The sequence below is a fragment of the Novosphingobium sp. BL-S-21 genome (genome assembly GCF_055521655.1).
The window spans coordinates 1,071,324-1,095,708 of record NZ_CM145495.1 but is presented as its reverse complement, the minus strand read 5'-3'; the positions used below and the strand labels follow the sequence as shown (position 1 = coordinate 1,095,708).

The window sequence follows — 24,385 nt, the reverse complement described above, 5'->3', positions numbered from 1 at the left end:
CAGGATGTTCAAAGCCCTTTTCATCGAGCACCCGCGAAAAGTAAACGAAAGCTATGGGGAGCACTGGCTGGTCGCCAATCGCTTCGGCCTGCGCATGGTGGTGGCCGGCCTTGGGACCATGCTGCACGGGTTCGTTCCCGGCCTGCTCACCCATGCCGGCAGCGACATGGTTCGCAAGCTTCATGGCGAGATGGCCCGCCGGCAACAGGGGCTGCCCGTGAAGAAGCAGGAACGCGTCGCCGCCAAAACATGGCAACCGGAATACGAAATCTAGACACGTCGCCGATTTTTACCGCTCAGGACCATGCCGGAGAACGATCCTGACCGCCGGGGCGGATGAAATCCTTGTAAATAACGCCGACAACCCCTTCCGGCGCAACATCATCTTGAGCAGGCGGCGGTTCTCACGCTAGGTGGCTATCCATGAGCGACCTCGAGACAATGCCCGGACATCTGATCCGCCGCCTGCAGCAGATTTCCCTTGCGCGCTTTGCCTCGCGCATGGCGGAAGCCGGTCTCGATCTCACGTCCGTGCAATATGCGGCGCTGCTCACGCTTCGCGACCATCCCGGACTGGACCAGCAGACCCTCGCCGGCATGATCGCCTACGACCGCGTGACCATTGGCGGCGTCATCGACAGGCTGGTGCAGAAAGGCCTCGTAGACCGGGAAGTCAGCCCCACCGACCGGCGGGCGCGAGTGCTCATGCTCAGCAGTGCCGGACTGGTGACGCTCGATATCGCGGAGCCCTGGGTCGACAAGGTTCAGGACGATCTCGTCGTCCACCTGTCGCGCGACGAGCGCGATGTCTTCTTGAGAGTGCTCCAGAAAGCCACGCAGGCGGGCAACGAGATGAGCCGTGCGCCGCTCCGTCTCGTGGCCAAAGTGCAGAGTTCCTGAACCAGGCAGCTCTGCACTCCAACCGATTGAACGATCAGCACTTTGCCTTCTGCAGCACGCGCTCGGCCCAAAGTCCGAAAGCGAGGCCAATCGTCGCCCATAGCACCAGCTGCGTGCCGATGGAGGCCACGCGGAAGTTCCACAGAAGCACGGCCGGGAAGTCCGTGGGAACCTCGTTCACGGCAGGCAGCAGGAACTGCCCCAGGCCCACCAGGCCCAGATAGATCACAAGACCGAGCAGCGTCGCATCGAAACCGCGTCCCGGTCGTGCAAGGGCGCTCCTGATACGCGCTGCCACGACGGCCGCGCCGAGCGACAGCGCGATCATGCCGAAATAGGCGGCAGTGCGCAGGGCCACGGTTTCGTGCTTGCCTACGGCTGGCGGGGTCTGGGGATATTTGATCGCCGGTACCAGCACCACCAGCGCGAACGTCAGCGCGGCCAGCATGAGTGCGAAGCTGCGCGGGCCCAGATTTCCCATGCGGCCGTAGCCGTAAGCGAAGACGAGCGAGAAGATCCCGCCCACCGCAGCGCCGTACAGCACGAGCGCGGTCACCAGTCCCGCACCTTTCTGCGTATCGCGGCTGACGAGTTCCTCTTCCTGCGGCTCGGCCGGCGTGCCGGCGTGGGGCATGGCCATCCCGGCATGGCCGGACGGGGCATCATGCGCGGAGTGGCTTTCCTCGTAACCGATCGCCAGATCGATCTGCGGTTCGGCGAAGCCACGCGCAAAAAGCGTGGCGAGAAGCGCGCCCAGAATGCCGGCAAGCATCCCGCGCCAGAGCAAGTCCCTGGTCATGTGCACCGCCTCAGTGGCAGGGGAAGCCGAGGAGGTGACGCCCGTCGTGGACGAATTCGTGGACGTACATGCCCTGGAACAGGGAGAAGGCGCCCTGTTCGGTGCTGACGAAATAGATGAAGATGACGGCCAGCAGCGTGCCGAGCACGGCCCAGGGCGCGATGTCTTCCAGGGGAATGGCGTTACCGCCCTGCACGGGAATGAAAGCGTCGTCGAAAACTGCGGTGGAAACAGCCATTGTCATGCTCCTTGGCGGGATTGCGCGTCCCCGGAAAACCTGTTGCCAAGAAGGAAGGTCTGGCTCTCGACGGGACGGTTCCCGTGCGATTACAGTGGCGCGACCGCGCCGGATTCTCACCGGCTTCTTCGATACTCGACGCCGCTTCCTTAGGACCGCGCGGGCCGCGGCGTCAACGACCCCCCGGAATTTACCCTTGGCGACACCCCTCCTGCTGATCTGCATTGCCGCCACGGCGTCGAGCCGCGAAGGCCGGTTTCCCGAACCGGCGGAACCGCTGGATGCGGCAGGGCGACGCGATGCCGCCCTGGCCAGGTTGCCCCAACGCTACCACGCCGCGCTGCAAGCCAGCCCCGCCCGCGCCGCTGCCGAGACCGCCTCGGCGATGAGGCTTACGGCCAGGACCGAACCGGCGCTTGCCGATATCGATCATGGCGAGTGGCAAGGCTTGTCCTTCGCGCAGATCGAGGCGAGCGATCCCGGACAGCTCGGCCGGTGGCTGGCCGAACCCGCGCAAGGCGCGCTTGCGGGTGAAACACTGGATCAGGTTCGCACGCGGATCGGGGCATGGATGGACCGCGCTGCCGGCTCCGATGCGCCGACCTGCGCCATCACGCACCCGATGACGATCCGCGCCGCCCTCTCCCATGCGCTGGATCTGCCGCTGCGCGCAGCGCTTGCCATCGATGTGGCGCCGCTCTCCTGCACCGTTCTTTCCTTCAACCGGAGTTGGCGATTGCAGTCTCTGGGTCTTGCGGTGCGGGGCGTCCCCGGCTAATCGCCTCCGGGTTCGGGATGCCTTCTGGCGACCGGACGAAGATCGCGCCGGTGCCCCGCAAGGGGCTTAATACCGGAACGCGGTAAGGACGGTTCGCCGTCCCGATCCGCGGCTGTCCCTGCAACTGTAAGCGGCGAGCGCGATGCACATTCGCGGCGGGGCAAGGCCCCCACCGCAGCCACTGGGCCGGACGCTAAGTCATGCGAGGCCTGGGAAGGCCGTGCATCGCGTGATGACCCGCGAGCCAGGAAACCTGCCGGCGTCGATGTCGCTCTTGCCCGGGTCCAGGGAATGGCCAAGGCACGGTAACTCTTCCGTCTGAGCGACGTGATGCATGCGGCCGGGGCCGCAGCGGCATATCGCGTCGGGCGCCCGTGCGCCGGTCCGTCGCGGCGTGCCGCCATCGTCGCGCCCGCGACGGGACGTCCCGCCGTTTCAGGTCGCTGGCGCACGGGAGACGAGATATGAGCAAAGTTCCCACCACCGTCATCACCGGCTTCCTCGGCGCGGGCAAGACCACGCTGATCCGCCATCTGCTCCAGAACGCCAAGGGCCGCCGCCTCGCGCTCATCATCAACGAGTTCGGCGACGTCGGCGTCGACAGCGAACTGGTGAAGGGCTGCAATGACGAGGCCTGCCCGGAAGACGACATCGTCGAACTGGCCAACGGCTGCATCTGCTGCACCGTCGCCGACGATTTCCTGCCGACCATGCAGAAGCTGCTCGACCGCGAGAACAAGCCCGATCACATCATCATCGAAACGAGCGGCCTCGCCCTGCCCAAGCCGCTGGTGAAGGCGTTCCAGTGGCCGGATATCCGCACCCGCGCCACCGTGGACGGCGTGGTCGCGCTGATCGACGCCGATGCCGTGGCCGCCGGCCGCTTCGCCACGGACGAGGCCGCGCTTGCCGCAGCCCGCGCCGCCGATCCGATGCTGGACCATGAAAGCCCGCTGGAAGAACTGTTCGAGGAACAGCTCGGCTGCGCGGACATGGTCGTGCTCAACAAGACCGACCTCGTCGACGCAGACGCCCTCGCCCACGTCGAGACGCTGGTCTTGGCCGAGACGCGTCCCGGCGTGAAGATCGTGCGCGCGGACCACGGCGCGGTCGATATCGCCGCGCTGCTGGGCATCACCGCCGCTGCCGAGGACGACCTCGATTCCCGCCCCTCGCACATCGACGGGCTGGACGAGGATCACGACCATGACGACTTCGACAGCTTCGTTGTCTCCGGCGGTGATGTTGCCGATCTCGACGCCTTGCTCGCCCGCCTCGAGGACCTGATCGCGGAGCATGACGTGCTGCGCGTGAAGGGCATGGTCGCGGTCGGCGGCAAGCCGAGCCGCCTTGTCGTGCAGGCCGTGGGGCCGCGCATCCAGCACTTCTACGACCGCGCCTGGCTGCCGCAGGAAGCGCGCCGCACCCAGCTTGTGGTGATCGGCCAGAACGGGCTGGACCGCGCGGCCATCGAGGCCGGGCTGGCAGACGTTCTCGGCGCCGTGGCAGCGTGAAGCTTAGGCTCCCCTCCCCACTTCGTCATTGCGAACCCGCAAAGCGGGTGAAGCAATCCAGAGCCACGCAGAGCCGCCCTGGATTGCTTCGCTTCGCTCGCAATGACGAGGAAGAGTTCTGTCGCGGTGTCGGGGGGAACGCCTGATGCACCTGCTGTCCGCCACGCCGGGGACGATCTCCAACGGCGAGGAGGCGATCGACCTCGACCAGTCTCCCGGCGACATGGTGATCCTCACCGTGGCGGACAGCGAACTCGCCTGCTTTGCAAGCGCGGCGGCGCGGTTGCCCTCCGATGCTCCCAGCGTCCGCCTCGCCAACCTGCTGCAATTGCGCCATCCCTACTCGATCGACCTCTATGTCGATAAAGTGATCGCGCACGCCAAATTCGTGTGCGTGATCCTGCTCGGCGGCAAGAGCTACTGGGGCTACGGCATCGACGAGATCGCCCGCGTCGCGCGCGAGAACGGCATTGCCTTCGCCGCGATAGCCGATGGGCGAGAGGCCGATCCGGCGCTCGACCGCGCGTCCACCCTGCCCGCCGAAATGCGTGAGAAATTGCGCGACTATCTGCGGCAGGGCGGCACCGCCAATGCGCTCTCCTTCCTGCGCACCGCCACACGGGCCATCGGCCATGATGCGGGAGAGCCGGACGATCCCGTGCCGGTGGCCGATGCCGGGCTCTATCTTGCAGGCACGGAGCGCGCCGGGCTTGCCGAGGTGCAGGCCGGATGGGTCGAAGGCCGGCCGCTGGCGCTGCTGGTGTTCTACCGCGCGCTGATGATCGCCGGCACGCTCGACGCGGTGGACGCCATGATCGCGGCGCTTCGGGAACGCGGCTTCAATGTCGCCGCCGTCCACGTCCGCGCCTTGCGTGAGCCCTTCGCGGTGGATTGGCTGGGCGGCCTGCTCGGCGAAGTGGCGCCCGATGTGATCGTCAACGCCACCAGCTTCGCCTCCTCATCCGCAGGCGACGACCGCAAGCCCGGCATTCTGGAAAAGGCCAACTGCCCGATCCTGCAAGTCGCCTTCGCGGGCGTCGAGGAAGCCGATTGGCAAGGCGCCGCGCGCGGCCTTGGCCCACGCGATCTGGCGATGAACGTGGCGCTGCCCGAAGTCGACGGCCGCATCTTTACCCGCGCCGTCGCCTTCAAGGCGGCCGAGCGCTTCGACGAAGTGACGCAGTGCGGCATCGTCGTCCCCCGCGTCGCGGCGGACCGCGTGGATTTCGTCGCCGACCTCGCCGCCGGATGGGCCAGTCTGCGTCGCAGCGCCCCGGCCGAGCGCCGCGTAGCATTGGTGCTGGCGAACTACCCCAACCGTGACGGACGTATCGGCAACGGCGTCGGTCTCGACACCCCCGCCAGCGCCGCCGCCATCATCGCCGCGCTGGCCGCGGCCGGTTACGACATCGGTGACGCCCCACATGACGGCGCCGCGCTGATGCGGATCATGACCGGAGGCGTCACCAACGACCTCACCTCGCTCGACCGCGCCGGCGAAGTCTCCTTGCCGCTCTCGGCCTACCAAGCCGCCCTCGCCGCAGTACCGGAAAGCGCGCGCAAGGTCATGCTCGAACGCTGGGGCGAACCTTCCGCCGATCCCTTCATGCGCGACGGCGCGTTCCGGCTGCCCGTTCATCGCTTCGGCAAGCTCGCCATCGCGGTGCAGCCCGCGCGCGGCTACAATATCGATCCCAAGGCGAGCTACCACGATCCGGCCCTGCCTCCGCCCCACGCCTACCTCGCGTTCCATATCTGGCTGGCGCAGGACTTCGGCGCGCAGGCCCTCGTGCATGTCGGCAAGCACGGCAATCTGGAATGGCTACCGGGCAAGGCAATCTCGCTTTCGCGCGATTGCTTTCCGGAGATCTGCGCCGGGCCGCTGCCGCAGCTCTATCCCTTCATCGTCAACGACCCTGGCGAAGGCACGCAGGCCAAGCGCCGCATCAGCGCGGTGGTCATCGATCACCTCACCCCGCCGCTCACCCGCGCCGAGACGTACGGCCCGCTCAAGCAACTGGAAGCGCTGGTGGACGAATACTACCTCGCGGCCGGCATGGACCCACGCCGCCTCGATCGGCTGCGGCGCGACATTCTCGACCTTGCGCGTAGCCATGGCCTCGACCGCGATGCCGGCGCCAGCGGCGATGATGACGACGCGCTCTCGGCCATCGACAACTACTTGTGCGAGTTGAAGGAATTGCAGATCCGCGACGGGCTGCATGTCTTCACGCAATCGCCCGAGGGCCGGCTAAGGCGCGATCTGTTGGTGGCTCTGGCCCGCACACCGCGCGGCTACGATCACGCCGGCCAAGCCTCGCTGCTGCGGGCGATGGCGGCGGATCTGGGGCTGGACTTCGATCCGCTCGACTGCCGCATGGGCGATCGCTGGGACGGCGCGCGGCCGCAGACACTCGCAGCTGTTTCTGACGAGCCATGGCGCACGCATGGCGATACCGTCGAGCGGCTCGAACTGCTGGCGGCGGATCTGGTCGATACGCCGAGCGGAAACCTCGGCAGCGAGACCGCCGCCGTCCTTCACGCCATCGGCAGCGACCTCGCCCCCCGCATCGACCTTTGCGGCCCGCGCGAGGCCGAGGCGTTACTGGCCGGTCTCGATGGCCGCTTTGTCCTGCCCGGCCCCTCCGGCGCGCCGACACGAGGCCGCCCCGATGTGCTGCCGACCGGCCGCAACTTCTATTCGGTCGACACCCGCGCCGTGCCCACGGCGGTTGCCTGGGAACTCGGGCGCAAGTCCGCCGATCTGCTGGTGGAGGACTACCTCCAGCGCGAAGGCGAATACCCGCAGGCCATCGCCCTGTCGGCCTGGGGCACCGCCAACATGCGCACCGGCGGCGACGACATCGCCCAGGCTCTCGCACTGATGGGCGCCCGCCCACGCTGGGACTGGACTTCGGGCCGGGTGGTCGGCTTCGAGATCATGACCGTGGCCGAACTCGGCCGCCCGCGCGTGGACGTGACCTTGCGCGTCTCCGGCTTCTTCCGCGATGCCTTCCCCGAGCAGATCGACCTGATCGACAGCGCCGCGCGCGCCGTGATGGCACTCGACGAGCCGCTGGGTGATAACCCCGCCGCAGAACGCCACCGCGCCGAAGCCGCCGCTCTTGTCGAGGGCGGCGAGGCCGAAACCCAGGCTACCCGTCGCGCCGGTGCGCGCGTGTTCGGTTCGAAGCCTGGCGCCTACGGAGCCGGCCTTCAGGCCATGATCGACGAGAAGATCTGGCACGAGCGCGGCGATCTGGCGGACGTCTACCTTGACTGGGGCAGCTACGCCTACGGCAGCGGCGTCGAAGGCAATGCCGAGCGCGGGCTGTTCGCAGCCCGCCTCGCCTCGGTCGATGCCGTGGTCCAGAACCAGGACAACCGCGAGCACGACTTGCTCGACAGCGACGACTATTATCAATTCGAGGGCGGCATCGCCGCCGCCGTCGAGCATCTGAAGGGCCGCGCGCCGCTCAGCTATCACAACGACCACAGCCGCCCCGAACGCCCGGTGATCCGTACCCTGGAGGATGAGATCGGCCGCATCGTGCGCGGGCGCGTCACCAACCCCAAGTGGATCGCCGGCGTGATGCGGCACGGGTACAAGGGCGCGTTCGAGATCGCCGCCTCGGTCGACTACCTCTTTGCCTTTGCCGCCACGACCCATGCGGTGAAGGACCACCACTTCGACGCCGTCCACGCCGCTTTCATCGAAGACGAGACGGTGCGCACCTTCATGGCCGAGGCCAACCCCGCCGCCTTGCGCGAAACCGCCGCGCGGCTGGCCGAAGCGCAGGAGCGCGGCCTTTGGAAACCCCGATCCAACAGTGCGGGCGTGATGCTCGCCGAACTCTCTGGAGCATGATCATGGTGCAGCGTACCGACGAACAGCACGCCGAGAAGATGAAGAAGAAGCAGGCGGCGCATGACAAGATCATGGCCGGCAAGACGGTCGAAAAGGGCCTTCTGGTTGTCCACACCGGCAAGGGCAAAGGCAAGACCACCGCTGCTCTCGGCATGGTGGTGCGCATGATCGGCCACGGCAAGAAAGTGGGCGTCGTCCAGTTCGTGAAGGGCGCGATGACCACCGGCGAGAAGGTGGTCTTCGATGCCTTTCCCGATCAGGTGGAATTCAAGCCGATGGGCGAAGGCTTCACCTGGAACACGCAGGACCGCGCCCGCGACATCGAGCTTTCACGTGAGGCGTGGGAGGAAGTGAAGCGCATGATCGCCGACCCTGCTTACGACATGGTTCTGGCGGACGAACTCAACATCGTGCTGCGCTACGACTACCTGCCGCTGGACGAAGTGCTGGAAGTGCTGACTGCGCGCGGCGAGATGAAGCATGTGATCGTCACCGGCCGCAATGCGCCCGAGGGGCTGATGGAGGCGGCGGACCTCGTGACCGAGATGACGCTGGTAAAGCACCCGTTCCGTTCCGGCGTGAAGGCGCAGGCGGGCATCGAGTTCTAGAAATGCCGCCCCGGTTCGACCCCGATTTTCAGGATAAACTCTCCGCGTTGCTGGCCTGGCGGCGCGATGTGCGCCATTTCCGCCGGGATCCGCTGGACGAGAACATGGTGGCCGAACTGCTGGCAACAGCGCAACTCGCGCCTTCGGTGGGCAATTCGCAGCCCTGGCGTTTCGTCCGCGTCCGCTCGCCGGAATTGCGCGAGGCACTGGCCGCCCATGCGGATCGGGAAGTCACTCGCGCCGGCGCGGCGATGGGCGAAGAGCTACGCGCGGCCTATTCCGCGCTGAAGCTCCACGGGATCCGTGAAGCACCCGAGGTCGTGGCCGTGTTCTGCGACGAGGCGACGACGGCCGGGAGCGGCCTTGGCGCAGCGACGATGCCGGAAACACGCGGATTTTCAGTCGTGCTGGCGATCCATACGCTCTGGCTTGCGGCCCGCGCGCAGGGCCTGGGACTGGGCTGGGTATCGGTGGTGGAAGCCGATTTCGTCACGGCCCTGCTGGACGTCCCGGAACATTGGCGCCTGATCGCGCTGCTCTGTCTTGGCCATCCACGGGAGCCGGACCTGGTGCCCGAACTCGAACGGCGCGGCTGGCAAGCACGGCTCGGCTGGCGCGAAAATGTCAGCGAGCGCTGATCTGTTCCGCCAGCGCCTTGGCAGCCTTGACGTAGGCAGGGCCGCCGCAGACCGTCCAGGATTGGGGGATGGCGATGCGCGGAATGTCCTGCAGGATCGGATGATTGATCATCTCGGTCCCCTGATCGCTCACTCGCTGTGTGGCACTGTCGATCACGATGAAGTCCGGATGGGCTTCGGCCATTTCCTCCAGGCTCATCTGCGAGAGCGCCGGTTTGCCGAGCTTCCCGGCCAGATTGACGAGGCCGACGCGGTTCATCAGGTCATCCACGAGCGTGCCGGTGCCGGTCATGTAGCCTCGGCGCTGGTAATAGGCCGCAACCTTTCCATGCCCCCGAGTGCCCAGGCCGGCCAGCCCGGCATTCATCCGCGCGATCATGGCCTCGCCGCGCTCGGGATGGCCGACCGCACGGGCGACCTCGCGGATCGATGCCAGGATTCCAGCATAGTCATGCGCGGACTTGAGATCGACCGAGGTGTAGTGCTGGCTGGCCAGCACGGCGATGGCCGAATTGCGCCTTGCGGGCATGCCGATGACGAGATCCGGATCGGCCGCCATGACTTCCTCGGCGGAGCCGCCGAATACGGGCAGGCTCCGCGCCCTGTCTGCCACGTCGGACATGTCGGGATCGGAGGCATAGCGGGTCAGTCCGGCGATCTGGCCGCGATCCGCCAGCGCCACTATCAACTGATCCGCGCAAAGGTTGAGCGAGACGATGCGCTGCGGCCTGGGCTTCGCTGCCGCGATGGAACGGGGCGCGGCAGGCGGAACAGCGCCCTGCACGCCTGCGCCGGCCATGCCCGCCAGCAGCAGGCAGGGGACAAGCCGAAGATAGCGATGGATTTTTCCGATGCCCATGTCATGGGCTCCTTACCAACACGGACCCGGGACACAAGCGTGACGGGTAGCCGATCGCATGCGAGGTTATCGTGCAGAGCCCCAGTTCGTCGCCCCTCGCTTCACCCCCCGCGCGCCATCCCGCGCTGATCCCCCTTCTGGCCGCGGCGCTGGTTCTCGTTGCCGCCGCATCGCTTTGTATCGGTCCGGTGGCGCTGGGGTGGAGCCGGACGATCGCGGCCTTCGGCGATCACGGAGACCGCGTCGCCCAGGCGATCCTGTTCGAACTGCGGCTGCCGCGCATGGTGGTCGGCGTCCTGGTGGGCGCCATGCTTGGCCTCGCGGGCGCGGTCCTGCAAGGCTATTTGCGCAATCCGCTGGCCGAACCTTCCGTGCTGGGCGCCTCGAACGCATCCGCACTCGGCGCGGTGATCGCGCTCTACTTCGGCATTTCCGAATGGAGCCCGGTCATGCTCCCCCTGCTGGCCATCGTCACGGGTCTGGTGTCCATCACCCTGCTTTTCGCGCTGGCGGGGCATTCCGAAAGCCCGCTGAGCCTCATCCTTGCAGGGATCGCCGTCTCGACACTGGCGGGCGCCGGGATCAGCCTGGCGCTGAACCTTTCGCCCAACCCTTTCGCGGCGATGGAGATCATGTCCTGGCTGCTCGGTTCGATCGAGAACCGGTCCATGCAGCACGTCTGGATCGCGCTGCCCTGTGTAGCGGTGGGTGCCGTTCTCCTGCTGGCCCATCCGCGCGCGCTGGATGCCCTCTCGCTGGGCGAGGACGGCGCGCGTTCGCTCGGCGTCGATCTTCGCCGCACCCGCCGCCGGTTGATGCTGGGCGTGGCGATCGGCGTGGGCGGGGCCGTGGCCGTTTCGGGCTCGATCGGCTTCATCGGCCTGATCGTGCCACACCTCATCCGCCCGATGACGGACCGCAGTCCTTCGGCGCTGCTCCTGCCATCCATGCTGGGCGGCGCGGTGCTGCTTTCCGCCGCCGACATCCTGGTTCGCCTCATTCCCACCGGCGCCGAACTCAAGCTGGGCGTGGTGACGGCATTCCTCGGCGTTCCTGTGTTCCTCTTCCATCTGCTTCGGGAGCGCCGCCTGTGGTGACCATCGCCATCGAGAACCTGGCCGCCCGCCTCGGCCGCCGCGAGGTCCTGCGGGGGATCTCCGCCACGCTGCGGCCCGGCGCGCTGGTGGGCGTTATCGGACCCAACGGGGCAGGCAAATCGACACTCGTGCGGGCCATGCTCGGGCTCGTACCGGCAGAGCGCGGCGGCGTGTCGCTGGATGGCGAGCCGTTGTCCCGACTTCAGCCGCGCGATCTGGCGCGGCAGGTCGCCTATCTGCCGCAAGGCCAGACACTGCACTGGCCGCTCACCGTGGAGCGCCTGGTCGCGCTGGGGCGGTTGCCGCACCTCGGGCCGATGTCGCGAATATCCGCGGCGGACAGCGCAGCGGTCCAGAAGGCCATGGCGCGAGCCGATGTCACGGCGCTCGCCGCACGCGTCGCCACGGAACTCTCGGGCGGCGAGCGCGCGCGCGCCATGCTGGCCCGGGCGCTGGCTGTCGGCGCCACGGCGCTGGTGGTCGACGAGCCGCTGGCCTCGCTCGATCCCGGACATCAGATCGACGTCATGGACCTGCTGGCCCGCGAAGCCCATGACGGCAAACTGGTAGTCGCCGTGCTGCACGACCTGACGATGGCCGCGCGCTATTGTGATCGCCTGCTGCTGGTCGATAACGGTGCGCTGGTCGCCGATGGATCGCCGCGCGAGGTCCTGACGGCCGAACGGCTTCGCCAGGTCTACGGGGTGACCAGCCATGTCGACATGACCGGGCCGTTGCCGTTCGTCGTGCCCCTGGAGCGCGCGCCGCAATAAAGCGCGAGGACGGGAAGGCGCGCTTTGCGCCTTCCCGTCCTCCGGATCAGGTGACCTGGAAACCGGCCCAGAACGGGTCGGCCTGGTCGATCCAGATCGTGTTGAAGCCGGTGGCAATGGCCGAACCCTCGATAGAGGGAATGATGGCCGGCTTGTCGCCCAGCATGACTTCCTGCTCCACCCGGCCGATGAAGCGGCTGCAGATGTAGCTCTCGTGCACGAAAAGCTCGCCCACCTTCAGGCGGCCGGTGGCGTGCAAATGCGCGATGCGAGCCGAGGTGCCGGTCCCGCAGGGGCTGCGGTCGATCGCCTTGTCGCCGTAGAACACGGCGTTGCGGCCATCGGCGCCGTCATGCTTGGGCTTGTCGGCCCAAAGGACGTGGCTGACGCCGCGGATCGTGGAATCGAGCGGGTGGACCGGCTCGTACTTCGCGCGAACGGCTTCGCGAATGCGTCCCGAAAGCTCGACGATGCGCGAGGCGCCCAGGTCGTCGAGGCCGGTGTAGTTGCCCTGCGGTTCGACGATCGCGTAGTAATTGCCGCCGTAGGACACGTCGATGGTGAGCGGGCCAATGCCCTCGACATCCACCGCAATGCCGCGTTCGGCAACATAGGCGGGCACATTGGTGATGCGCACCGAAGTGACCTTGGGGCCATCGGTTTCGTAGGCGATCTCGATCACGCCCGCGGGAACCTCCACGCGCAGCTTGCCGGGCGTCGCGGGTTGGATCAGCCCGTGTTCGAGGCCGAAGGTCACCATGCCGATGGTGCCGTGGCCGCACATGGGCAGGCAGCCGCTGGTCTCGATGAAGAGGATGCCAATATCGTTGGCGGCATCGGTCGGCGGATAGAGGAAACCGCCCGACATCATGTCGTGCCCGCGCGGTTCGAAGCACAGGCCGGTGCGGATCCAGTCGAAGCGGGACAGGAAGTCCTGCCGCCGTTCGGACATGGAGGCGCCCTTCAACAGCGGAGCCCCGCCCGCCACTAGGCGAACGGGGTTACCGGCTGTGTGGCCGTCGATGCAGAAAAACGTGTGCCGCATCGACGCTCCCTTAGGCTGCTGCCGCGACCGAAAGGTCGGGGCGGGTTGCGGCGGCCTGTTCGACCATCGCGATCACTTCGGCGCGGCGTTCGCCCTGAAGGACGTAGCGCGGAGGCAGGACGCGCTCCGAACCGCGGCCCATGACCTGTTCGGCCAGCTTGATCGACTGGACGAGGTCGTGGTCGGCATCGAGGTGGAGGAGCGGCATGAACCAGCGATAGATTTCCATGGCTTTGGCGTGATCGCCGCGCTCGAATGCCTTGACCAGCTCGACCGATTCCTTCGGGAAAGCGTTGGTGAGGCCCGAAACCCAGCCCTGGGCGCCGAGGTAGAGACCTTCCAGAGCGACATCGTCGAGACCTGCGAACAGGGTGTAGCGATCGCCGAAGGTGTTGCGGAAGTCGGTGAAGCGACGGGTGTCGGGAGCCGATTCCTTGACGGCAACGATGTTCTTCACGTCGACCAGGGCGGTGAGGACGTCCTTGTCGATCACCGTGCGGTAGGCCGGCGGGTTGTTGTAAAGCATGATCGGCAGGGCGGTCTGGTCGGCCACGCCCTTGAAGTGGGCGACGAGTTCGTGCGGCTTCGTCACGTAGACCATCGGCGGCAGCAGCATTAGGCCATCGGCGCCGGCCTTTTCAGCGGCCTGGGCATAGCGAACGGCGCGGCGGGTATCGAATTCCGAAACGCCGGTGACGACCGGAACGCGGCCGTTCACGGCTTCCACGATGGCCGAAAGAACCTGGACCTTTTCGTCGTATTCCAGCGAGTTGTTTTCACCAACCGTGCCGAGCGCGATCACGCCGGTCACGCCGTCGTTGATGAGATCGTCGACGACGCGCTGCGTATCGGCGAGGTCGATCGACAGGTCCTCACGGAGCTGCGTGGTGACCGCCGGGAACACACCCTTCCAACCAATTGCCATGTAAATCTTCCTACTCTCTCTGAATTGAGATATCGTATACGATATTACGAAGTATGCGACAATTGCAAAATTCGCACACGATGGGAAAATTTGTTCATCTGCTGATTTCCCGCATTTTCGGACGGTCAGGCGCGGCAGAGACCCGCTCCACTCTGACAGATAAAATGCCAGGGGCGGGAGACTTTCGGTCCCCCGCCCCAGTTTCATGTCCGTCCTCAGGCTGACCTATCCGAACGTGAACGCGAAAGCCTGCACGCCGGGATCCTCGAATTCGATCTCGAACGTGCGGTCTCGCACCGGGCCCTTCTGGCGAACCAATTGATAGAGCCGTTCGCTCTGGACCACGCCTTGGCCTTCGGCATCGATATCGACGCCATGGTCCTTGCCGGGAGCCTGCCCATCGACCGTCACCCGAAAGCGAACCGGACGGCCGCCTTTTGCCGGGCCGAGCACGAGGTGCAAGTCGCGCGCATGAAAGCGGAAGGCGATCCGTCCTCGGGCCCGGTCCAGCGTGGCTTTCTCGGCACTCACCGTCCACGCGCCCGAGAGACCCCAATCGTTCAGCGTTCCCAACCGGGGTAACACATAGTCCTGGGACCGGTTACGAACATAGCCGCCGGCAGAGACGAAGCGCTCGCCTCGGGAATGGCCGATGTAGGTTTCGGGCGAGCGGTTCGCGTTGCGGTCGGCCGGTGCGGCGATGCCGGTACCTTCCACAAGTACCATGTCGCTGTCGCTCTTGCCGGTGCCGTTCTCGGCGAGCAGTTGCCGGATCACGCGTTCCGATTGGGCATAATCGCCTTCGCCGAAGTGGTGGTAGCGAATGCGACCCTGGCCATCTATGAAGTAATGGGCCGGCCAATAGAGGTTCTGGAACGCGCGCCAGATGGTGCGGTCGTTGTCGAGCGCCACCGGATAAGTCACCCCAAGGTCCCGGACCGCCTTGCGCACGTTCGCGGGGTCTTTCTCGAAAGCGAATTCCGGTGCGTGAACGCCGATGACGACCAGACCCTGATCCTTGTATTTCTCCGCCCAGGCCCGGACATAAGGCAGCGAGCGAAGACAGTTGATGCAACTGTAGGTCCAGAAATCGACCAGCACGACTTTTCCGCGCAGCTGTTCGGGCGTGAGCGGCGGGGAGTTCAGCCACTCCGTGGCGCCGGATAGCGAGGGGAACTGGCCCTCGATGGCGAGTTTCCCGTCGCTGCGCGGCCTGGCCGACTGGCCGGCACTCGCGCGGAAACGGTCGAGCAGCCCTTGTTCGACCGTCGATGTGCTCGAGAGCGAAAGGCGCGTCAGCAAGCCGGTATCGAGGCCAAGCGCGATCGCTGCCACGGCCACGAGAACCGCCAGCCCGAGCAGGCGCCGGATCCACTCGCCCGCGCCGATCGACCGCTTCATGGCGGAAAATACTTTGCCCCCGACCAGAAGCGCCAGCGCCAGCGAACTGGCCGCACCCAGGGCATAGGCCAGCAACAGCAGGGTACTCTGCCCGCTGGCCCCTTGCAGCGCGGCGCCTGTAAGGATCAGGCCGAGGATCGGTCCGGCGCAGGGCGCCCAGAGCAGGCCGGTTGCCACCCCCAGCAGGAGCGACGCCGCGAATGGAGAGGCGCCGCCCTGCCCCGCTCCCGCGACCGGCCCCGCGGCCGATTGCGAGAGCCGCGCCCCCAGAGCGACCAGCGGCCGAGTCGCGCGTTCGGCAATGGCAGGAAACAGCAGCAGCAGACCGAAGATCGCCAGGATCACCAGCGCCGCGGCGCGACCGTAGCTGTTGGCCTGGACGACCCAGCCTCCGCCGACCGACGCCAGCGTCGCCACGCCGGCGAAAGTGACGGCCAGCCCCAGCAGCAGCGGCAACCCGCTGCGCAGGAATGGCTGGTCGGCGCGGGCGAACACGAAGGGCAGGACCGGCAGGATACAGGGGCTGATGATCGTCAGCGCGCCGGCCAGGTAGGAGAGGAGAAACAGGATCATGGTCAATCTCCGCCATGGCCGAAAGAAGGGATCAGATCGCCCCTCAGCATGAACGCAAGCTGTCCAAACGGCAAAGCACGAATATTCCGTTCGGGGTGCATCCGTCCGGCTTCCTGGCGCGTACTATGAGGGCCAAGGCTGTGGAAAGCTCGACATGCAACCGATAATCGGCAAGCGCCTTTTGATGATCGCCGGCCTCGCGACCGTGCTGGGAGCATCGCTCCATGGGCAGTGGGAACAGGCCGTGGCCGTGCCCGCGCAGGCAAGGCCTGCCGTGCCCGCCCCGCTCGTAGACACGCCCAACCCCGCGCGCAGCGAAACCGCCGTACTGGCCGGAGGCTGCTTCTGGGGCGTGCAGGGCGTGTTCCAGCATGTGAAGGGCGTGAGCAGCGCCGTGGCAGGCTACTCCGGCGGAGCCTCCGGGACCGCGCGCTATGACAGCGTGTCGGGCGGCAATACCGGCCATGCCGAAGCCGTAAAGATCACCTTCGATCCCCGGCAGGTCAGCTACGGCACCTTGCTCAGGATCTACTTCACGGTCGTGGCCGACCCCACGACGCGCGACTATCAGGGCCCGGACCACGGAACCCAGTATCGCACCGCCCTCTTCCCCCAGAGCCCCCGCCAGCGCGACATCGCCCAGCGCTACGTTGCGCAGCTTGGGCAGGCCGGTGTCTGGAAGCGCCCGATCGTCACCCGGATCGAACCGTTCAAGGGCTTTTACCCGGCCGAGAGCTACCATCAGGACTTTCTGACCCGCCATCCTGAATCGAGCTATATCCGCATCAACGACCAGCCCAAGGTCGACGCCCTGAGGCAGGCGTTCCCACGTTCCTATCGGAACAATGGCGTGCTGGTGAGGCCATGACGAACCTTGGCATCAGGCAGGCTCGGCGGGCGTTCCTGGCGAAGTGCGGCATGGCGGCGGTCGCCGCGGTGATCTGCGACTTTTCCGTTTTAACGCCGCGCGCCGATGCGGCGAACTGGAACCTTCCGGACGCGGAATGGCGGCGTCGGCTTTCGCCGCAGGCTTATGCCGTCCTGCGCCAGGCTTCCACCGAACGCGCCTATTCCAGTCCGCTCCTGAAAGAGCACCGGAAGGGGCAGTTCGCATGCGGAGGCTGCGCATTGCCGCTCTATGCCTCCAATACCAAGTTCGAGAGCGGCACGGGCTGGCCAAGTTTCTGGGACCACCTGCCCGGCGCGGTCAATCTGCGCCGGGACGGCAGCCTCGGCATGGTTCGCACCGAAGTCCGCTGTGCCCGGTGCCTGGGCCATCTGGGCCACTTGTTCGATGACGGCCCGCGTCCCACCGGCAAGCGCTATTGCATGAACGGCGCAGCCCTGACGTTCAAGCCGGCCTAGCGGCAAGACCGGCCTCGCGAAGGCCGGTCTCGCGTTCAGATCCCCGCCGCGGAATTGTTGCCCCCCCCGCCGGTCCGGAACACGCGCGAGCGCGACACGAAGCGCCAGAGAGCGCGCGGATGGCGCAAGGCCAGCGACAGGAACTCCCCCCACTGCCCCGTCCGGCGTAGCTCGCCAAGGCGGTGGGCATCGGCATAGAGCACTTGCCATTGCCGCCCTTGCCGCAGGGCCGCCATCGTGGAAGGCGGCGTGCTGGCGGCGTAGTCCGAGATCAGCCCGTCCATGATATCGACGCGGGTCTGCGGCGTGAAACGGGTTCGGGTTCCCTGCGAGCGGGCACCGCTCACTTGCCCGAGCTGCGTGGTATAGACATAGTGCGCCCGGCGATCGAGGATCCCGCGCGCGCCGGAAAGCAGGCACCGGGCGTAAAGATCGAAGTCCTCTGCAAAGCGCAGGCTTTCCGAATAGCGCAGGGCCTTGTCCATGATGAAGCTGCGCCGCATCATCGGCTTGAGGAACCCGAATTTCAGCGGAGAGCCGGGCCGTTCGGCATCGATCAGTTCGGCAATCGTTACCGTCGAAATGCCCCCCTCCTCGAACGAGCATCCCGTTTCCCGGCGTTCCTGATCGTCGTAATAGATCAGCCCGTCGAAGACGAGGTCGGCGGCGCGCTCGTCTCCCAGGGCGGTCAGGCTGGCGAGGCGGGCGGGCTTGAAGGCATCGTCGGCATCCAGGATCGCCAGCCAGTCGCCCAGGCTTTCCCGGATCCCGATATTGCGCGCGACGCTGGGCCCGCCGTTCTTCACCGTCTGCAGGCAGCGCACGCGCGGATCGCGGCGCGACCATTCCTGCAGCCGGGCACGGGTGTCGTCGGTCGAGCAATCGTCGATAGCCAGGAGTTCCCAGTCCTGCAGCGTCTGGTCCAGCAGGCTGCCGATCGCGCGGTCGAGAAAGGTGGCCGCATTGTAGCAGGGCATGATGACGGAAACCTGGGGCATGAAACCTCCACTTGGGCAGGTGCGAAAGGGACGCGGGCTCGGCCGGGCCTAGCGGCGCAGGCTTCGCTTGATCTTCGCGATCGTCCGGTCTCCGAGAATGCCGAAAGCCACCGCCCGCACCAGTCGTTTCGCGGCACCGCCGCTGCTTTCGCCGCGCCGGACATAGCTGCGCCGCGCCGCCGTGGCGTTGCCGGGCCAGACCATGCGCTGGCCTTCGATGCTCAGTACCGGGCGCTCACTGAGCTGGGCAATCTCCTGCGCCTGCTTGTCCTCGCTCTCCACGAACAGACCGGCGCCGGTCTTGATGTAGACCGAGGCCTTGAAACTGGCATGGGCACGCTGGCGGCGCCGTTCCTCCGCGGATGGCAGATCCAGCATCCAGAGGTTTTCGTACTTCACCCCGTTGGCCGCGAGCCATTGCTCGGTCTCGGGACGGTATTTCTCCAGCCTGCTGGTCACGAGATGCTTGATCGGCACATTGGCCCGCAGGAGCGGCTTGGCCGTCAGCAGGAAATCGCGGTATTTCTCGCCATCGTCATTCTGGGAGCTGTGCGGATCGTGGCAGAGGATGCCGTCGATGTCGAAACAGGCATCGGCCAGTCGCTTGTGCCGCATCAGGTTCCACTCGAAGATGCGCGGCGACGGTACGGCCTCGAAGATCAGATCGGCATCCTCATGGGCGGCGCGGGTGCCGTATACGGCAAGGTAGGTTGCCGGAACTTGCGGCGCCGCGGCCTGCACCCGCTCGCGCACCGCGCGCATCGATTGGCCCGAGGCGATGCTGTCGTCCACGATCAGCACCCGCCGCGGCCGGACTTTCTCGTCGATCGTCTCGCGCGCTGTTCGCCCGACGGTGGGCGTCCGCCCCTCAAGATAGCTTTCCAGGTCGAGCAATGGCTTGTGCAGCTGAACCGCCAGAAGATTGGCCGGCAACAATCCGCTGCGAGGGACGCCCACGATCAGGTCGACGTCTTCCGGAATGGCGTGGGCGTTGAAGAACACGGTCTCCGCCAGGTCTGCGAACGAGCGATATTCCATGTCGTCTTCCTCGAATTGGCGGTCAGGTCGGCGCATCGGGTTGGAGGTAGAAGGCCTGCACTTGCGCGCGCACCTCGTCGCTGAGCAGGCTCTCCGCGGTGGACCGCGCGGCCTGACCGAGCGACTGCCGCAGCGCAGGGTCATCCTTCAGCCGCATGAGCAGTTCGAAGGCCTCTTCCGTCGTGTCGAACAGCAGGCCGTTGCGGCCGTGCTCGATCACGGAGGATGCGCCCGAAGTGCGATCGGTCACCACCGGCAGGCCGCTGGCCATGGCCTCGATGATCACGCGTCCCCAGGGTTCGGGCCACTCCGGAGCGGTCCGGTAGAAGAAACAGTCGAGGCCCTGCAGGAATACCGGCGCCTTCACGCTGCCGATCGCGCGCATGTGAACCTGTTCGGGGGCGAGGCCAGCGGCCTGCATTTCGGCGGTCGCGCCCAGAACGTCGATCTCGCAGCCCTGCTCCGCAAGGCGGGCGTAGAGGGCCATGTCTTCCGGGTGGTGCTTTTCGGGCGCATCGCGGCTCAAGCGGCCGATACGGAAGCCCTCCCGCCCTGTCCTGTCGGAAGGGGCGAAGGCATCGAGGTCCACCAGCGAAGGCTCCACGATGCCGCGATAGGGGACTTGCGCCGCCAGTTCCCTGGAGCAGAACACGATCTCGGGCTCGATCCCGCAGGTCTTGCGGATGAGGTCGACCCTGGCTGCAAGGCGTTCGGCATCGGGCGTGTTGTAGGTGAGGATCACCCGCTTGGGCCGGGCGAGCCGGATCCAGTGGCTGATGTTGAAATAGACCCCCACGAAAACCAGCGTGCCCCCGCGCGGAAATGACAGGCGGCGCGTGTCGATTTTCCCCAGGCTGATGCCCGAGAACGCCTCGGACGGGGCTTCCCGGAAATGCCAGATCTTGACGTCGGCAGAAGGCTGGAGCTGCCGGTACAGGCTGACCGTCCGCCATTCGCTACCGCCCGAAGGGTTGAGCATGGGGTTTACCAGATGGACTTGCGGCTTCCGGCTCATCGCAGCGCGATCCGCATGGGAACAGGCATGGTCATCTCCTCATGCCGCCTAGGCCCTGGCCGACAGTTTCTTGAGGCGTACCCCGAGCTGGGCCAGCGGATGGCCGAGCGGCGAGGACAGGCCCAGCAGGACCGCGAACTGCAGCGGATTGTACCAGGGCTTGAAGTGCTTCCAGCTGGCGCGCCGCACCCGCTGGCTCTTGGCGGTGCGCAGCGCGTATTGGAAGGTTTCGCGATTGGCCAGGCGAACCAGCAGGTTCCGCGTCGCCGACGGCTCGCTCTGCTCCATGGTCATGATCGTCTCGATCATGCAGTGGCAGACGTTGTCGTGAGATAGGGACGTCACCATGTTCTGGGAGTCCTTGAAGTAGATCGCCGTCGGCACCGGATTCACGCAGGTGCCGCCCTGCCGCGCGAGCCGAAGCCACAGGTCCTTGTCGCCCCCGCGCCGGCAGCGCTTGTCGGGGAAAAGCCCCGCCTCGATCAGCGCCGTCCGCCTCGCCGCAATGGCCGAGGTCCAGACCGGGCATTCCCCGCAATCCAGCCAGGCGCTTACGAAATCCGCAAAGGAGAGCACTCTCTCCCGCCCGCCCGAGCGCCGGTAGACGTCTGCGATCGTTCTGCCGCCGGGATGGATCTCGTCATAGCCGGTGCCGAACAGGACGGTGTCCTGCGGGGAACTGCGGATCATGCGGTCCAGCGTTTCGAGGTGGGCGTCATCCCACTCGTCATCGGCGTCGAGGAAGGCGATGAAGTCGGATCGTGCCGTACGGATACCGAGATTGCGCGCCGCATAGCCTCCCGGGCCCGGCCGATCCCGGCTCAGGACCTGCACGCCGTCATAGCTGCGCGCGATCTGCGGACCATCGTCCTTCGATACGTCGTCTACCACGATGATCTCGGCCGGCTGCACCGTCTGACGCAGGACGGAATCGAGGGCGCGCGCAATATGCGGGCCCTTGTTATGCAATGGAATGACGACACAAATAGAGGTCACGCGACCATCCCGTCCTTGTGGTGGAGCCTCTGTTAGGCTTGGCGTCGAAAGGCGATCAATGACCATAAATGGCTAGCGCGGCTCCCATCGGGGCAGCTCTACCCGGCCGGTGCCGGATAGGCGGCTGCATCCTTGCTCGCCGCTACCGGCATGCGCAGGGGATTGCCGAAATCCCGCACGAGAGAGGCGATCTGAAGGTCGTTTTCCCGCTGGTTGTGATCGTAGAGCCGCTCCTTCTGCGAAGACCACCAGGCCGTCTGGTCGAAGCGCCCGCCCACTTTCCGGTAGGCCGTCCCAGCACGCCTTGCGCACCAGTAGAACCACAAATCGTCCGCAGAAGGGGCATAGCGCTCGAACAGGTCCTGCCGGATGGCATCGGGATGAAGTGCGTGCGGCGGGTAGAGAATGCCGCCGATGCCGGTGGGCATCAGGTCTACGCTGGGGCGCCGTGCGCGGGCGTCCTGAACGTCCCATTCCCAATCGTGATAAGGCACCAGACCGCCGCCTTCCTGCGCAGCGAGGCGATGCGCGCGGTGGCAGGTAATCACCGGGTCGCCGCCGCGCTGCCCCTCGACCAGATCGGTGAGCCAGTCCGGCCGGTAGAACACGTCGTCGTCGGCCGTCGCTACATAGGCCGCTGGGAAGGCCGGCAGCGCGAAGATCAGCTTCTTGTAGCTGCGGGCATCGCTGACGATCCGCATTTCGATACCCTGGCGCAGCAATTCCCGCGTTTTGCCGGGAAGCGCTGCGTCATCGCCCTCGGCGATCCACAGGACGATCCGGTCGGGCGCCGTGTCCTGCCGCAGGAGGCTTCGCAAGGTAAGATGCAGGGTGGCGTAGCGCGCCGGATAGGAGGTGAGCGAGACGATCAATTCGCCCGGCAGGCCATGAGGTTTCGGCGCGCCGGCAGGAAACGCCCTGGCAATCTGCCGATACTGCGCCTCGCTCCAGAGCCGGGTCGCCACCGGCCGTGGCAGCAGCCTGTTCACGATGCGCTCTGCTAGGCCGCTCAAGGGTCTTTTCCCGGATAATTGGCAATCCGTGGACGAACTTAGGCGAAGTCACCGAGACCCGCCATTATACTATAGAGATCGTCCAGCGCCCGCCTCCGAAGGCGCGCTCGCCCTTTGTGCCCGGCAAGCAGCAACAAGGGTTAGTGTGGATTCTGAAAGGATTAGAGCGGGGCGTGTCGGCGCAGATCCTTCATCACGCAACGCTTCAGCCGTTCCCGTTCCGCCTGCGGGTTTCCCAGCCCTTGCGCGCGGCAGCGGAGCGCTGCTCCGGCGAACCGGACTTGTGCGCCTTGCCCCCGCGCGATGACGAGGCATGGGTGTCGGGCTTGCCGCGACCGGAGCCCGACTTGTTGCCGCCGCCCGATTCCTTGTTCACGGTAGCCCAGGCGCGCCGTTCTGCTTCCTTGTGGCTGACGCCGCGATCTTCGTAGCCTTCCTCGATATGTTCGGCCTTGCGCTTTTGCTTGTCGGTGTAGCTGCTCTTGTCACCTTGCGGCATGACATTCTCCGGATGCTGGGGCGCCGTGCTGCGCCAGTCTCTGAGAACAACGGCGACGCCCCTTATGCGTATCCCGAATTTGGCCGGTGACACGCAGTTCCCGGAGCAGCATCAGATGCGCGACGGGCGCACTCCCCTTTCGGAGAGCGCGCCCGCTTCGGTTCTACAGGCGTCAGGCGGCCTGGATGCCCGGAGTGCCGGCCATCAATGGCGCTTCGGCAGCATCCTCCACCTGGGCCGGCTCATCGCGCGAATAGTTCCCTACGAGCATTCCGGCGGCAAGCACGCGGCCGCTGATCGCACTGACCACTTCCGACCGTCCGGGATTGTCATCCACGTCGATCACCTCGGAAAGCGCGAAGAGCTGGAAGACATAATCATGCAGCCCATGACCCGGTGGCGGGTCGGGCGGAAGCCAGCCTTCCAGGAAATAGCTGTTACGCCCCACGTCGCGGCCGTCAGGGCCTCCGATACCGTCGGCTACGATCTCCCCTTCCGTCAGGCGGCGTTCCGTGGGCGGGAGGTTCCAAACCAGCGCGTGGACCAGCGGACTGGCTGCCGGAGCGTCCGGATCCTCGACCAGCAGCACCAGGCTGACCGTTCCCTCCGGAACATCCCCCCAGACCAGCGGGGGAGAAACCCCTTCGCCATCGGCGGTGAAACGCAGGGGAAGCCGTGTACCGTTGGCGAAGGCCGGGCTGGACAGGTCGATGAACCCGGCGCCGCGCGTCACTTCCTCCTGGACGATGGCGAGCTTGGAATGGCCTGCCCGCACGTTGGTCATCAGCGCGCCGAGCCAGCGGGGAACATGTTCGAGCATATCATCTCCAGAGTTCGCGGGAAGCGCCCTAGGGCGCTTCCCCTTAGTCAGTCGCTGTTATCGGCCGTTATTCGGAGTCGCTTTCGTCGTCGTCATCGTACTCCTCGGCGGGCTCGTCGTCTTCGTCGGGATCCACGAAATCGAGCGGGTCAAGGCCGAGTTCCGCGGCCACTTCCAGCCGCGTCGCCACAACAACGACTTCGTCGCCATCGTCCAGTTCGATGATGGTCGTCTCGTCCTCGCGGCCTTCGGAAATGTTGACCACGTCGGCCGGATCGACCTCGATCTCGTCACCGTCTGGGGTTTCAAACTTCGCAATCGGCATGATGCACTCCTTGTCGAGAGAACCACCGAACTCGCCATTCGCTCGCTGGTTCCAGCAGGCTCAGGAAGCGAGTTCGGGCCAGTCCACTGCCAAGTGGCCACGGCGGGCATCGCGGCGGGAGAGCATCCACACGAGGAAGGCCCGCGCCTTGCCGCTGACTGGCTCGGGAATGGGGGTTTCCCCAGCGCAGAGCACGACGAGTTCCGATGGCGGGGTATCCGGGGATGCCTCGTCAAGCCGCGGTCGGAATTCCCTTGCTGTCATCACTGCTCTCCACACGCTTGCCAAGGCAACGCGCGG

At 66.2% G+C, this 24,385-nt stretch carries 26 protein-coding genes and 1 riboswitch; of the genes, 11 read left to right on the top strand and 15 right to left on the bottom strand.

Annotated features, from left to right (window positions below; genetic code table 11):
* The first annotated feature begins 4 nt into the window (after positions 1-4).
* A complete protein-coding gene (locus ACZ1J6_RS04300) occupies positions 5-274 on the top strand; it encodes a DUF6356 family protein (protein ID WP_132265671.1) in 270 nt (89 codons plus the stop codon).
* Between the two features lie 149 nt (positions 275-423).
* Positions 424-900 carry a MarR family winged helix-turn-helix transcriptional regulator gene (locus ACZ1J6_RS04295; RefSeq protein WP_134095510.1) on the top strand — a complete coding sequence of 159 codons (477 nt, stop codon included), beginning with the start codon at positions 424-426 and terminating at the stop codon, positions 898-900.
* 34 nt (positions 901-934) lie between these two features.
* Here the strand turns inward: ACZ1J6_RS04295 and ACZ1J6_RS04290 are convergent, their stop codons facing one another.
* Both ACZ1J6_RS04290 and ACZ1J6_RS04285 read right to left on the bottom strand, forming a co-directional pair.
* The gene (locus ACZ1J6_RS04290; protein WP_431568979.1) at positions 935-1,699 is read right to left on the bottom strand and encodes a CbtA family protein; all 765 of its coding nucleotides are present in this window, start codon (positions 1,697-1,699) and stop codon (positions 935-937) included.
* A gap of 10 nt (positions 1,700-1,709) precedes the next feature.
* A complete protein-coding gene (locus ACZ1J6_RS04285; protein ID WP_132265665.1) occupies positions 1,710-1,937 on the bottom strand; it encodes a CbtB domain-containing protein in 228 nt (75 codons plus the stop codon).
* Positions 1,938-2,133: 196 nt separating this feature from the next.
* On the opposite strand from ACZ1J6_RS04285, the gene ACZ1J6_RS04280 reads away from it, so the two are divergent.
* The 5 genes from ACZ1J6_RS04280 (at position 2,134) to bluB (ending at position 9,343) form a co-directional block, all read left to right on the top strand.
* Positions 2,134-2,715 (top strand): histidine phosphatase family protein, encoded by a 582-nt coding sequence (locus ACZ1J6_RS04280; RefSeq protein ID WP_431568980.1) that lies wholly within the window; start codon positions 2,134-2,136, stop codon positions 2,713-2,715.
* A gap of 32 nt (positions 2,716-2,747) precedes the next feature.
* A riboswitch (cobalamin riboswitch) is annotated at positions 2,748-2,990 on the top strand.
* Between the two features lie 189 nt (positions 2,991-3,179).
* Positions 3,180-4,229: a cobalamin biosynthesis protein CobW gene (gene cobW / locus ACZ1J6_RS04275; RefSeq protein ID WP_431568981.1), complete on the top strand. Its 1,050-nt coding sequence runs from the start codon at positions 3,180-3,182 to the stop codon at positions 4,227-4,229.
* 145 nt (positions 4,230-4,374) lie between these two features.
* Complete coding sequence (cobN, locus tag ACZ1J6_RS04270) at positions 4,375-8,097, top strand: cobaltochelatase subunit CobN (RefSeq protein WP_431568982.1); 3,723 nt, start codon at positions 4,375-4,377, stop codon at positions 8,095-8,097.
* A gap of 2 nt (positions 8,098-8,099) precedes the next feature.
* Positions 8,100-8,705: a cob(I)yrinic acid a,c-diamide adenosyltransferase gene (gene cobO / locus ACZ1J6_RS04265; RefSeq protein ID WP_134095504.1), complete on the top strand. Its 606-nt coding sequence runs from the start codon at positions 8,100-8,102 to the stop codon at positions 8,703-8,705.
* 2 nt (positions 8,706-8,707) lie between these two features.
* Positions 8,708-9,343, top strand: coding sequence for a 5,6-dimethylbenzimidazole synthase (gene bluB, locus ACZ1J6_RS04260; protein WP_431568983.1), 636 nt, complete (start codon positions 8,708-8,710; stop codon positions 9,341-9,343).
* On the opposite strand, the gene ACZ1J6_RS04255 is transcribed toward bluB, so the two are convergent.
* Positions 9,330-10,202, bottom strand: a complete 873-nt coding sequence (locus ACZ1J6_RS04255; protein WP_431568984.1) for an ABC transporter substrate-binding protein — start codon at positions 10,200-10,202, stop codon at positions 9,330-9,332. The genes bluB and ACZ1J6_RS04255 overlap by 14 nt on opposite strands.
* A gap of 71 nt (positions 10,203-10,273) precedes the next feature.
* On the opposite strand from ACZ1J6_RS04255, the gene ACZ1J6_RS04250 reads away from it, so the two are divergent.
* Together ACZ1J6_RS04250 and ACZ1J6_RS04245 are read left to right on the top strand one after the other, a co-directional pair.
* Positions 10,274-11,299, top strand: coding sequence for a FecCD family ABC transporter permease (locus tag ACZ1J6_RS04250; protein WP_431568985.1), 1,026 nt, complete (start codon positions 10,274-10,276; stop codon positions 11,297-11,299).
* Positions 11,293-12,072, top strand: coding sequence for an ABC transporter ATP-binding protein (locus ACZ1J6_RS04245; RefSeq protein WP_431568986.1), 780 nt, complete (start codon positions 11,293-11,295; stop codon positions 12,070-12,072). Before ACZ1J6_RS04250 ends, ACZ1J6_RS04245 begins: the two co-directional genes overlap by 7 nt.
* Positions 12,073-12,118: 46 nt before the next feature.
* Here the strand turns inward: ACZ1J6_RS04245 and ACZ1J6_RS04240 are convergent, their stop codons facing one another.
* The 3 genes from ACZ1J6_RS04240 to ACZ1J6_RS04230 form a co-directional block, all read right to left on the bottom strand.
* The gene (locus ACZ1J6_RS04240; RefSeq protein ID WP_431568987.1) at positions 12,119-13,117 is read right to left on the bottom strand and encodes a 4-hydroxyproline epimerase; all 999 of its coding nucleotides are present in this window, start codon (positions 13,115-13,117) and stop codon (positions 12,119-12,121) included.
* A 10-nt stretch (positions 13,118-13,127) separates the two neighbouring features.
* Positions 13,128-14,042 carry a dihydrodipicolinate synthase family protein gene (locus ACZ1J6_RS04235; protein WP_132265652.1) on the bottom strand — a complete coding sequence of 305 codons (915 nt, stop codon included), beginning with the start codon at positions 14,040-14,042 and terminating at the stop codon, positions 13,128-13,130.
* Positions 14,043-14,267: 225 nt separating this feature from the next.
* Positions 14,268-16,016, bottom strand: coding sequence for a cytochrome c biogenesis protein DipZ (locus ACZ1J6_RS04230; protein WP_431568988.1), 1,749 nt, complete (start codon positions 16,014-16,016; stop codon positions 14,268-14,270).
* 154 nt (positions 16,017-16,170) lie between these two features.
* Here ACZ1J6_RS04230 and msrA point away from each other — a divergent pair, with 154 nt between their 5' ends.
* Both msrA and msrB read left to right on the top strand, forming a co-directional pair.
* Positions 16,171-16,884, top strand: coding sequence for a peptide-methionine (S)-S-oxide reductase MsrA (gene msrA / locus ACZ1J6_RS04225; protein WP_431568989.1), 714 nt, complete (start codon positions 16,171-16,173; stop codon positions 16,882-16,884).
* Positions 16,881-17,381 carry a peptide-methionine (R)-S-oxide reductase MsrB gene (gene msrB, locus ACZ1J6_RS04220; protein WP_132265646.1) on the top strand — a complete coding sequence of 167 codons (501 nt, stop codon included), beginning with the start codon at positions 16,881-16,883 and terminating at the stop codon, positions 17,379-17,381. Before msrA ends, msrB begins: the two co-directional genes overlap by 4 nt.
* 35 nt (positions 17,382-17,416) lie before the next feature.
* Here the strand turns inward: msrB and ACZ1J6_RS04215 are convergent, their stop codons facing one another.
* The 9 genes from ACZ1J6_RS04215 to ACZ1J6_RS04175 form a co-directional block, all read right to left on the bottom strand.
* Complete coding sequence (locus ACZ1J6_RS04215) at positions 17,417-18,379, bottom strand: glycosyltransferase family 2 protein (RefSeq protein WP_431568990.1); 963 nt, start codon at positions 18,377-18,379, stop codon at positions 17,417-17,419.
* Positions 18,380-18,427: 48 nt separating this feature from the next.
* Positions 18,428-19,417, bottom strand: coding sequence for a phosphoribosyltransferase (locus ACZ1J6_RS04210; RefSeq protein WP_431568991.1), 990 nt, complete (start codon positions 19,415-19,417; stop codon positions 18,428-18,430).
* A 22-nt stretch (positions 19,418-19,439) separates the two neighbouring features.
* Entirely contained in the window at positions 19,440-20,432 is a 993-nt protein-coding gene (locus ACZ1J6_RS04205; RefSeq protein WP_431568992.1) for a glycosyltransferase family 4 protein, read from the bottom strand.
* A gap of 48 nt (positions 20,433-20,480) precedes the next feature.
* Positions 20,481-21,428 carry a glycosyltransferase family 2 protein gene (locus ACZ1J6_RS04200; protein WP_431568993.1) on the bottom strand — a complete coding sequence of 316 codons (948 nt, stop codon included), beginning with the start codon at positions 21,426-21,428 and terminating at the stop codon, positions 20,481-20,483.
* Between the two features lie 98 nt (positions 21,429-21,526).
* Positions 21,527-22,441 (bottom strand): hypothetical protein, encoded by a 915-nt coding sequence (locus ACZ1J6_RS04195; protein WP_465126982.1) that lies wholly within the window; start codon positions 22,439-22,441, stop codon positions 21,527-21,529.
* A 205-nt stretch (positions 22,442-22,646) separates the two neighbouring features.
* Positions 22,647-22,940: a plasmid stabilization protein gene (locus tag ACZ1J6_RS04190; protein WP_132265634.1), complete on the bottom strand. Its 294-nt coding sequence runs from the start codon at positions 22,938-22,940 to the stop codon at positions 22,647-22,649.
* Positions 22,941-23,112: 172 nt separating this feature from the next.
* Positions 23,113-23,760 (bottom strand): YbhB/YbcL family Raf kinase inhibitor-like protein, encoded by a 648-nt coding sequence (locus ACZ1J6_RS04185; protein WP_431568994.1) that lies wholly within the window; start codon positions 23,758-23,760, stop codon positions 23,113-23,115.
* A gap of 67 nt (positions 23,761-23,827) precedes the next feature.
* The gene (locus ACZ1J6_RS04180) at positions 23,828-24,085 is read right to left on the bottom strand and encodes a hypothetical protein (RefSeq protein ID WP_431568995.1); all 258 of its coding nucleotides are present in this window, start codon (positions 24,083-24,085) and stop codon (positions 23,828-23,830) included.
* A gap of 60 nt (positions 24,086-24,145) precedes the next feature.
* A complete protein-coding gene (locus tag ACZ1J6_RS04175; RefSeq protein WP_431568996.1) occupies positions 24,146-24,349 on the bottom strand; it encodes a hypothetical protein in 204 nt (67 codons plus the stop codon).
* Positions 24,350-24,385 lie beyond the last annotated feature (36 nt).

Bases quoted from the DNA above. Each gene is read 5' to 3' on its own strand.
- ACZ1J6_RS04240 (WP_431568987.1), bottom strand. From the start codon at position 13,117: ATGCGGCACACGTTTTTCTGCATCGACGGCCACACAGCCGGTAACCCC.
- ACZ1J6_RS04180 (WP_431568995.1), bottom strand. From the start codon at position 24,085: ATGCCGATTGCGAAGTTTGAAACCCCAGACGGTGACGAGATCGAGGTC.
- ACZ1J6_RS04235 (WP_132265652.1), bottom strand. From the start codon at position 14,042: ATGGCAATTGGTTGGAAGGGTGTGTTCCCGGCGGTCACCACGCAGCTC.
- ACZ1J6_RS04190 (WP_132265634.1), bottom strand. From the start codon at position 22,940: ATGCCGCAAGGTGACAAGAGCAGCTACACCGACAAGCAAAAGCGCAAG.
- cobW (WP_431568981.1), top strand. From the start codon at position 3,180: ATGAGCAAAGTTCCCACCACCGTCATCACCGGCTTCCTCGGCGCGGGC.
- ACZ1J6_RS04215 (WP_431568990.1), bottom strand. From the start codon at position 18,379: ATGCCCCAGGTTTCCGTCATCATGCCCTGCTACAATGCGGCCACCTTT.
- ACZ1J6_RS04255 (WP_431568984.1), bottom strand. From the start codon at position 10,202: ATGGGCATCGGAAAAATCCATCGCTATCTTCGGCTTGTCCCCTGCCTG.
- ACZ1J6_RS04175 (WP_431568996.1), bottom strand. From the start codon at position 24,349: ATGACAGCAAGGGAATTCCGACCGCGGCTTGACGAGGCATCCCCGGAT.
- ACZ1J6_RS04290 (WP_431568979.1), bottom strand. From the start codon at position 1,699: ATGACCAGGGACTTGCTCTGGCGCGGGATGCTTGCCGGCATTCTGGGC.
- ACZ1J6_RS04185 (WP_431568994.1), bottom strand. From the start codon at position 23,760: ATGCTCGAACATGTTCCCCGCTGGCTCGGCGCGCTGATGACCAACGTG.
- bluB (WP_431568983.1), top strand. From the start codon at position 8,708: ATGCCGCCCCGGTTCGACCCCGATTTTCAGGATAAACTCTCCGCGTTG.
- ACZ1J6_RS04295 (WP_134095510.1), top strand. From the start codon at position 424: ATGAGCGACCTCGAGACAATGCCCGGACATCTGATCCGCCGCCTGCAG.
- ACZ1J6_RS04300 (WP_132265671.1), top strand. From the start codon at position 5: ATGTTCAAAGCCCTTTTCATCGAGCACCCGCGAAAAGTAAACGAAAGC.
- msrB (WP_132265646.1), top strand. From the start codon at position 16,881: ATGACGAACCTTGGCATCAGGCAGGCTCGGCGGGCGTTCCTGGCGAAG.
- cobO (WP_134095504.1), top strand. From the start codon at position 8,100: ATGGTGCAGCGTACCGACGAACAGCACGCCGAGAAGATGAAGAAGAAG.
- ACZ1J6_RS04230 (WP_431568988.1), bottom strand. From the start codon at position 16,016: ATGATCCTGTTTCTCCTCTCCTACCTGGCCGGCGCGCTGACGATCATC.
- msrA (WP_431568989.1), top strand. From the start codon at position 16,171: ATGCAACCGATAATCGGCAAGCGCCTTTTGATGATCGCCGGCCTCGCG.
- ACZ1J6_RS04285 (WP_132265665.1), bottom strand. From the start codon at position 1,937: ATGGCTGTTTCCACCGCAGTTTTCGACGACGCTTTCATTCCCGTGCAG.
- cobN (WP_431568982.1), top strand. From the start codon at position 4,375: ATGCACCTGCTGTCCGCCACGCCGGGGACGATCTCCAACGGCGAGGAG.
- ACZ1J6_RS04210 (WP_431568991.1), bottom strand. From the start codon at position 19,417: ATGGAATATCGCTCGTTCGCAGACCTGGCGGAGACCGTGTTCTTCAAC.
- ACZ1J6_RS04205 (WP_431568992.1), bottom strand. From the start codon at position 20,432: ATGAGCCGGAAGCCGCAAGTCCATCTGGTAAACCCCATGCTCAACCCT.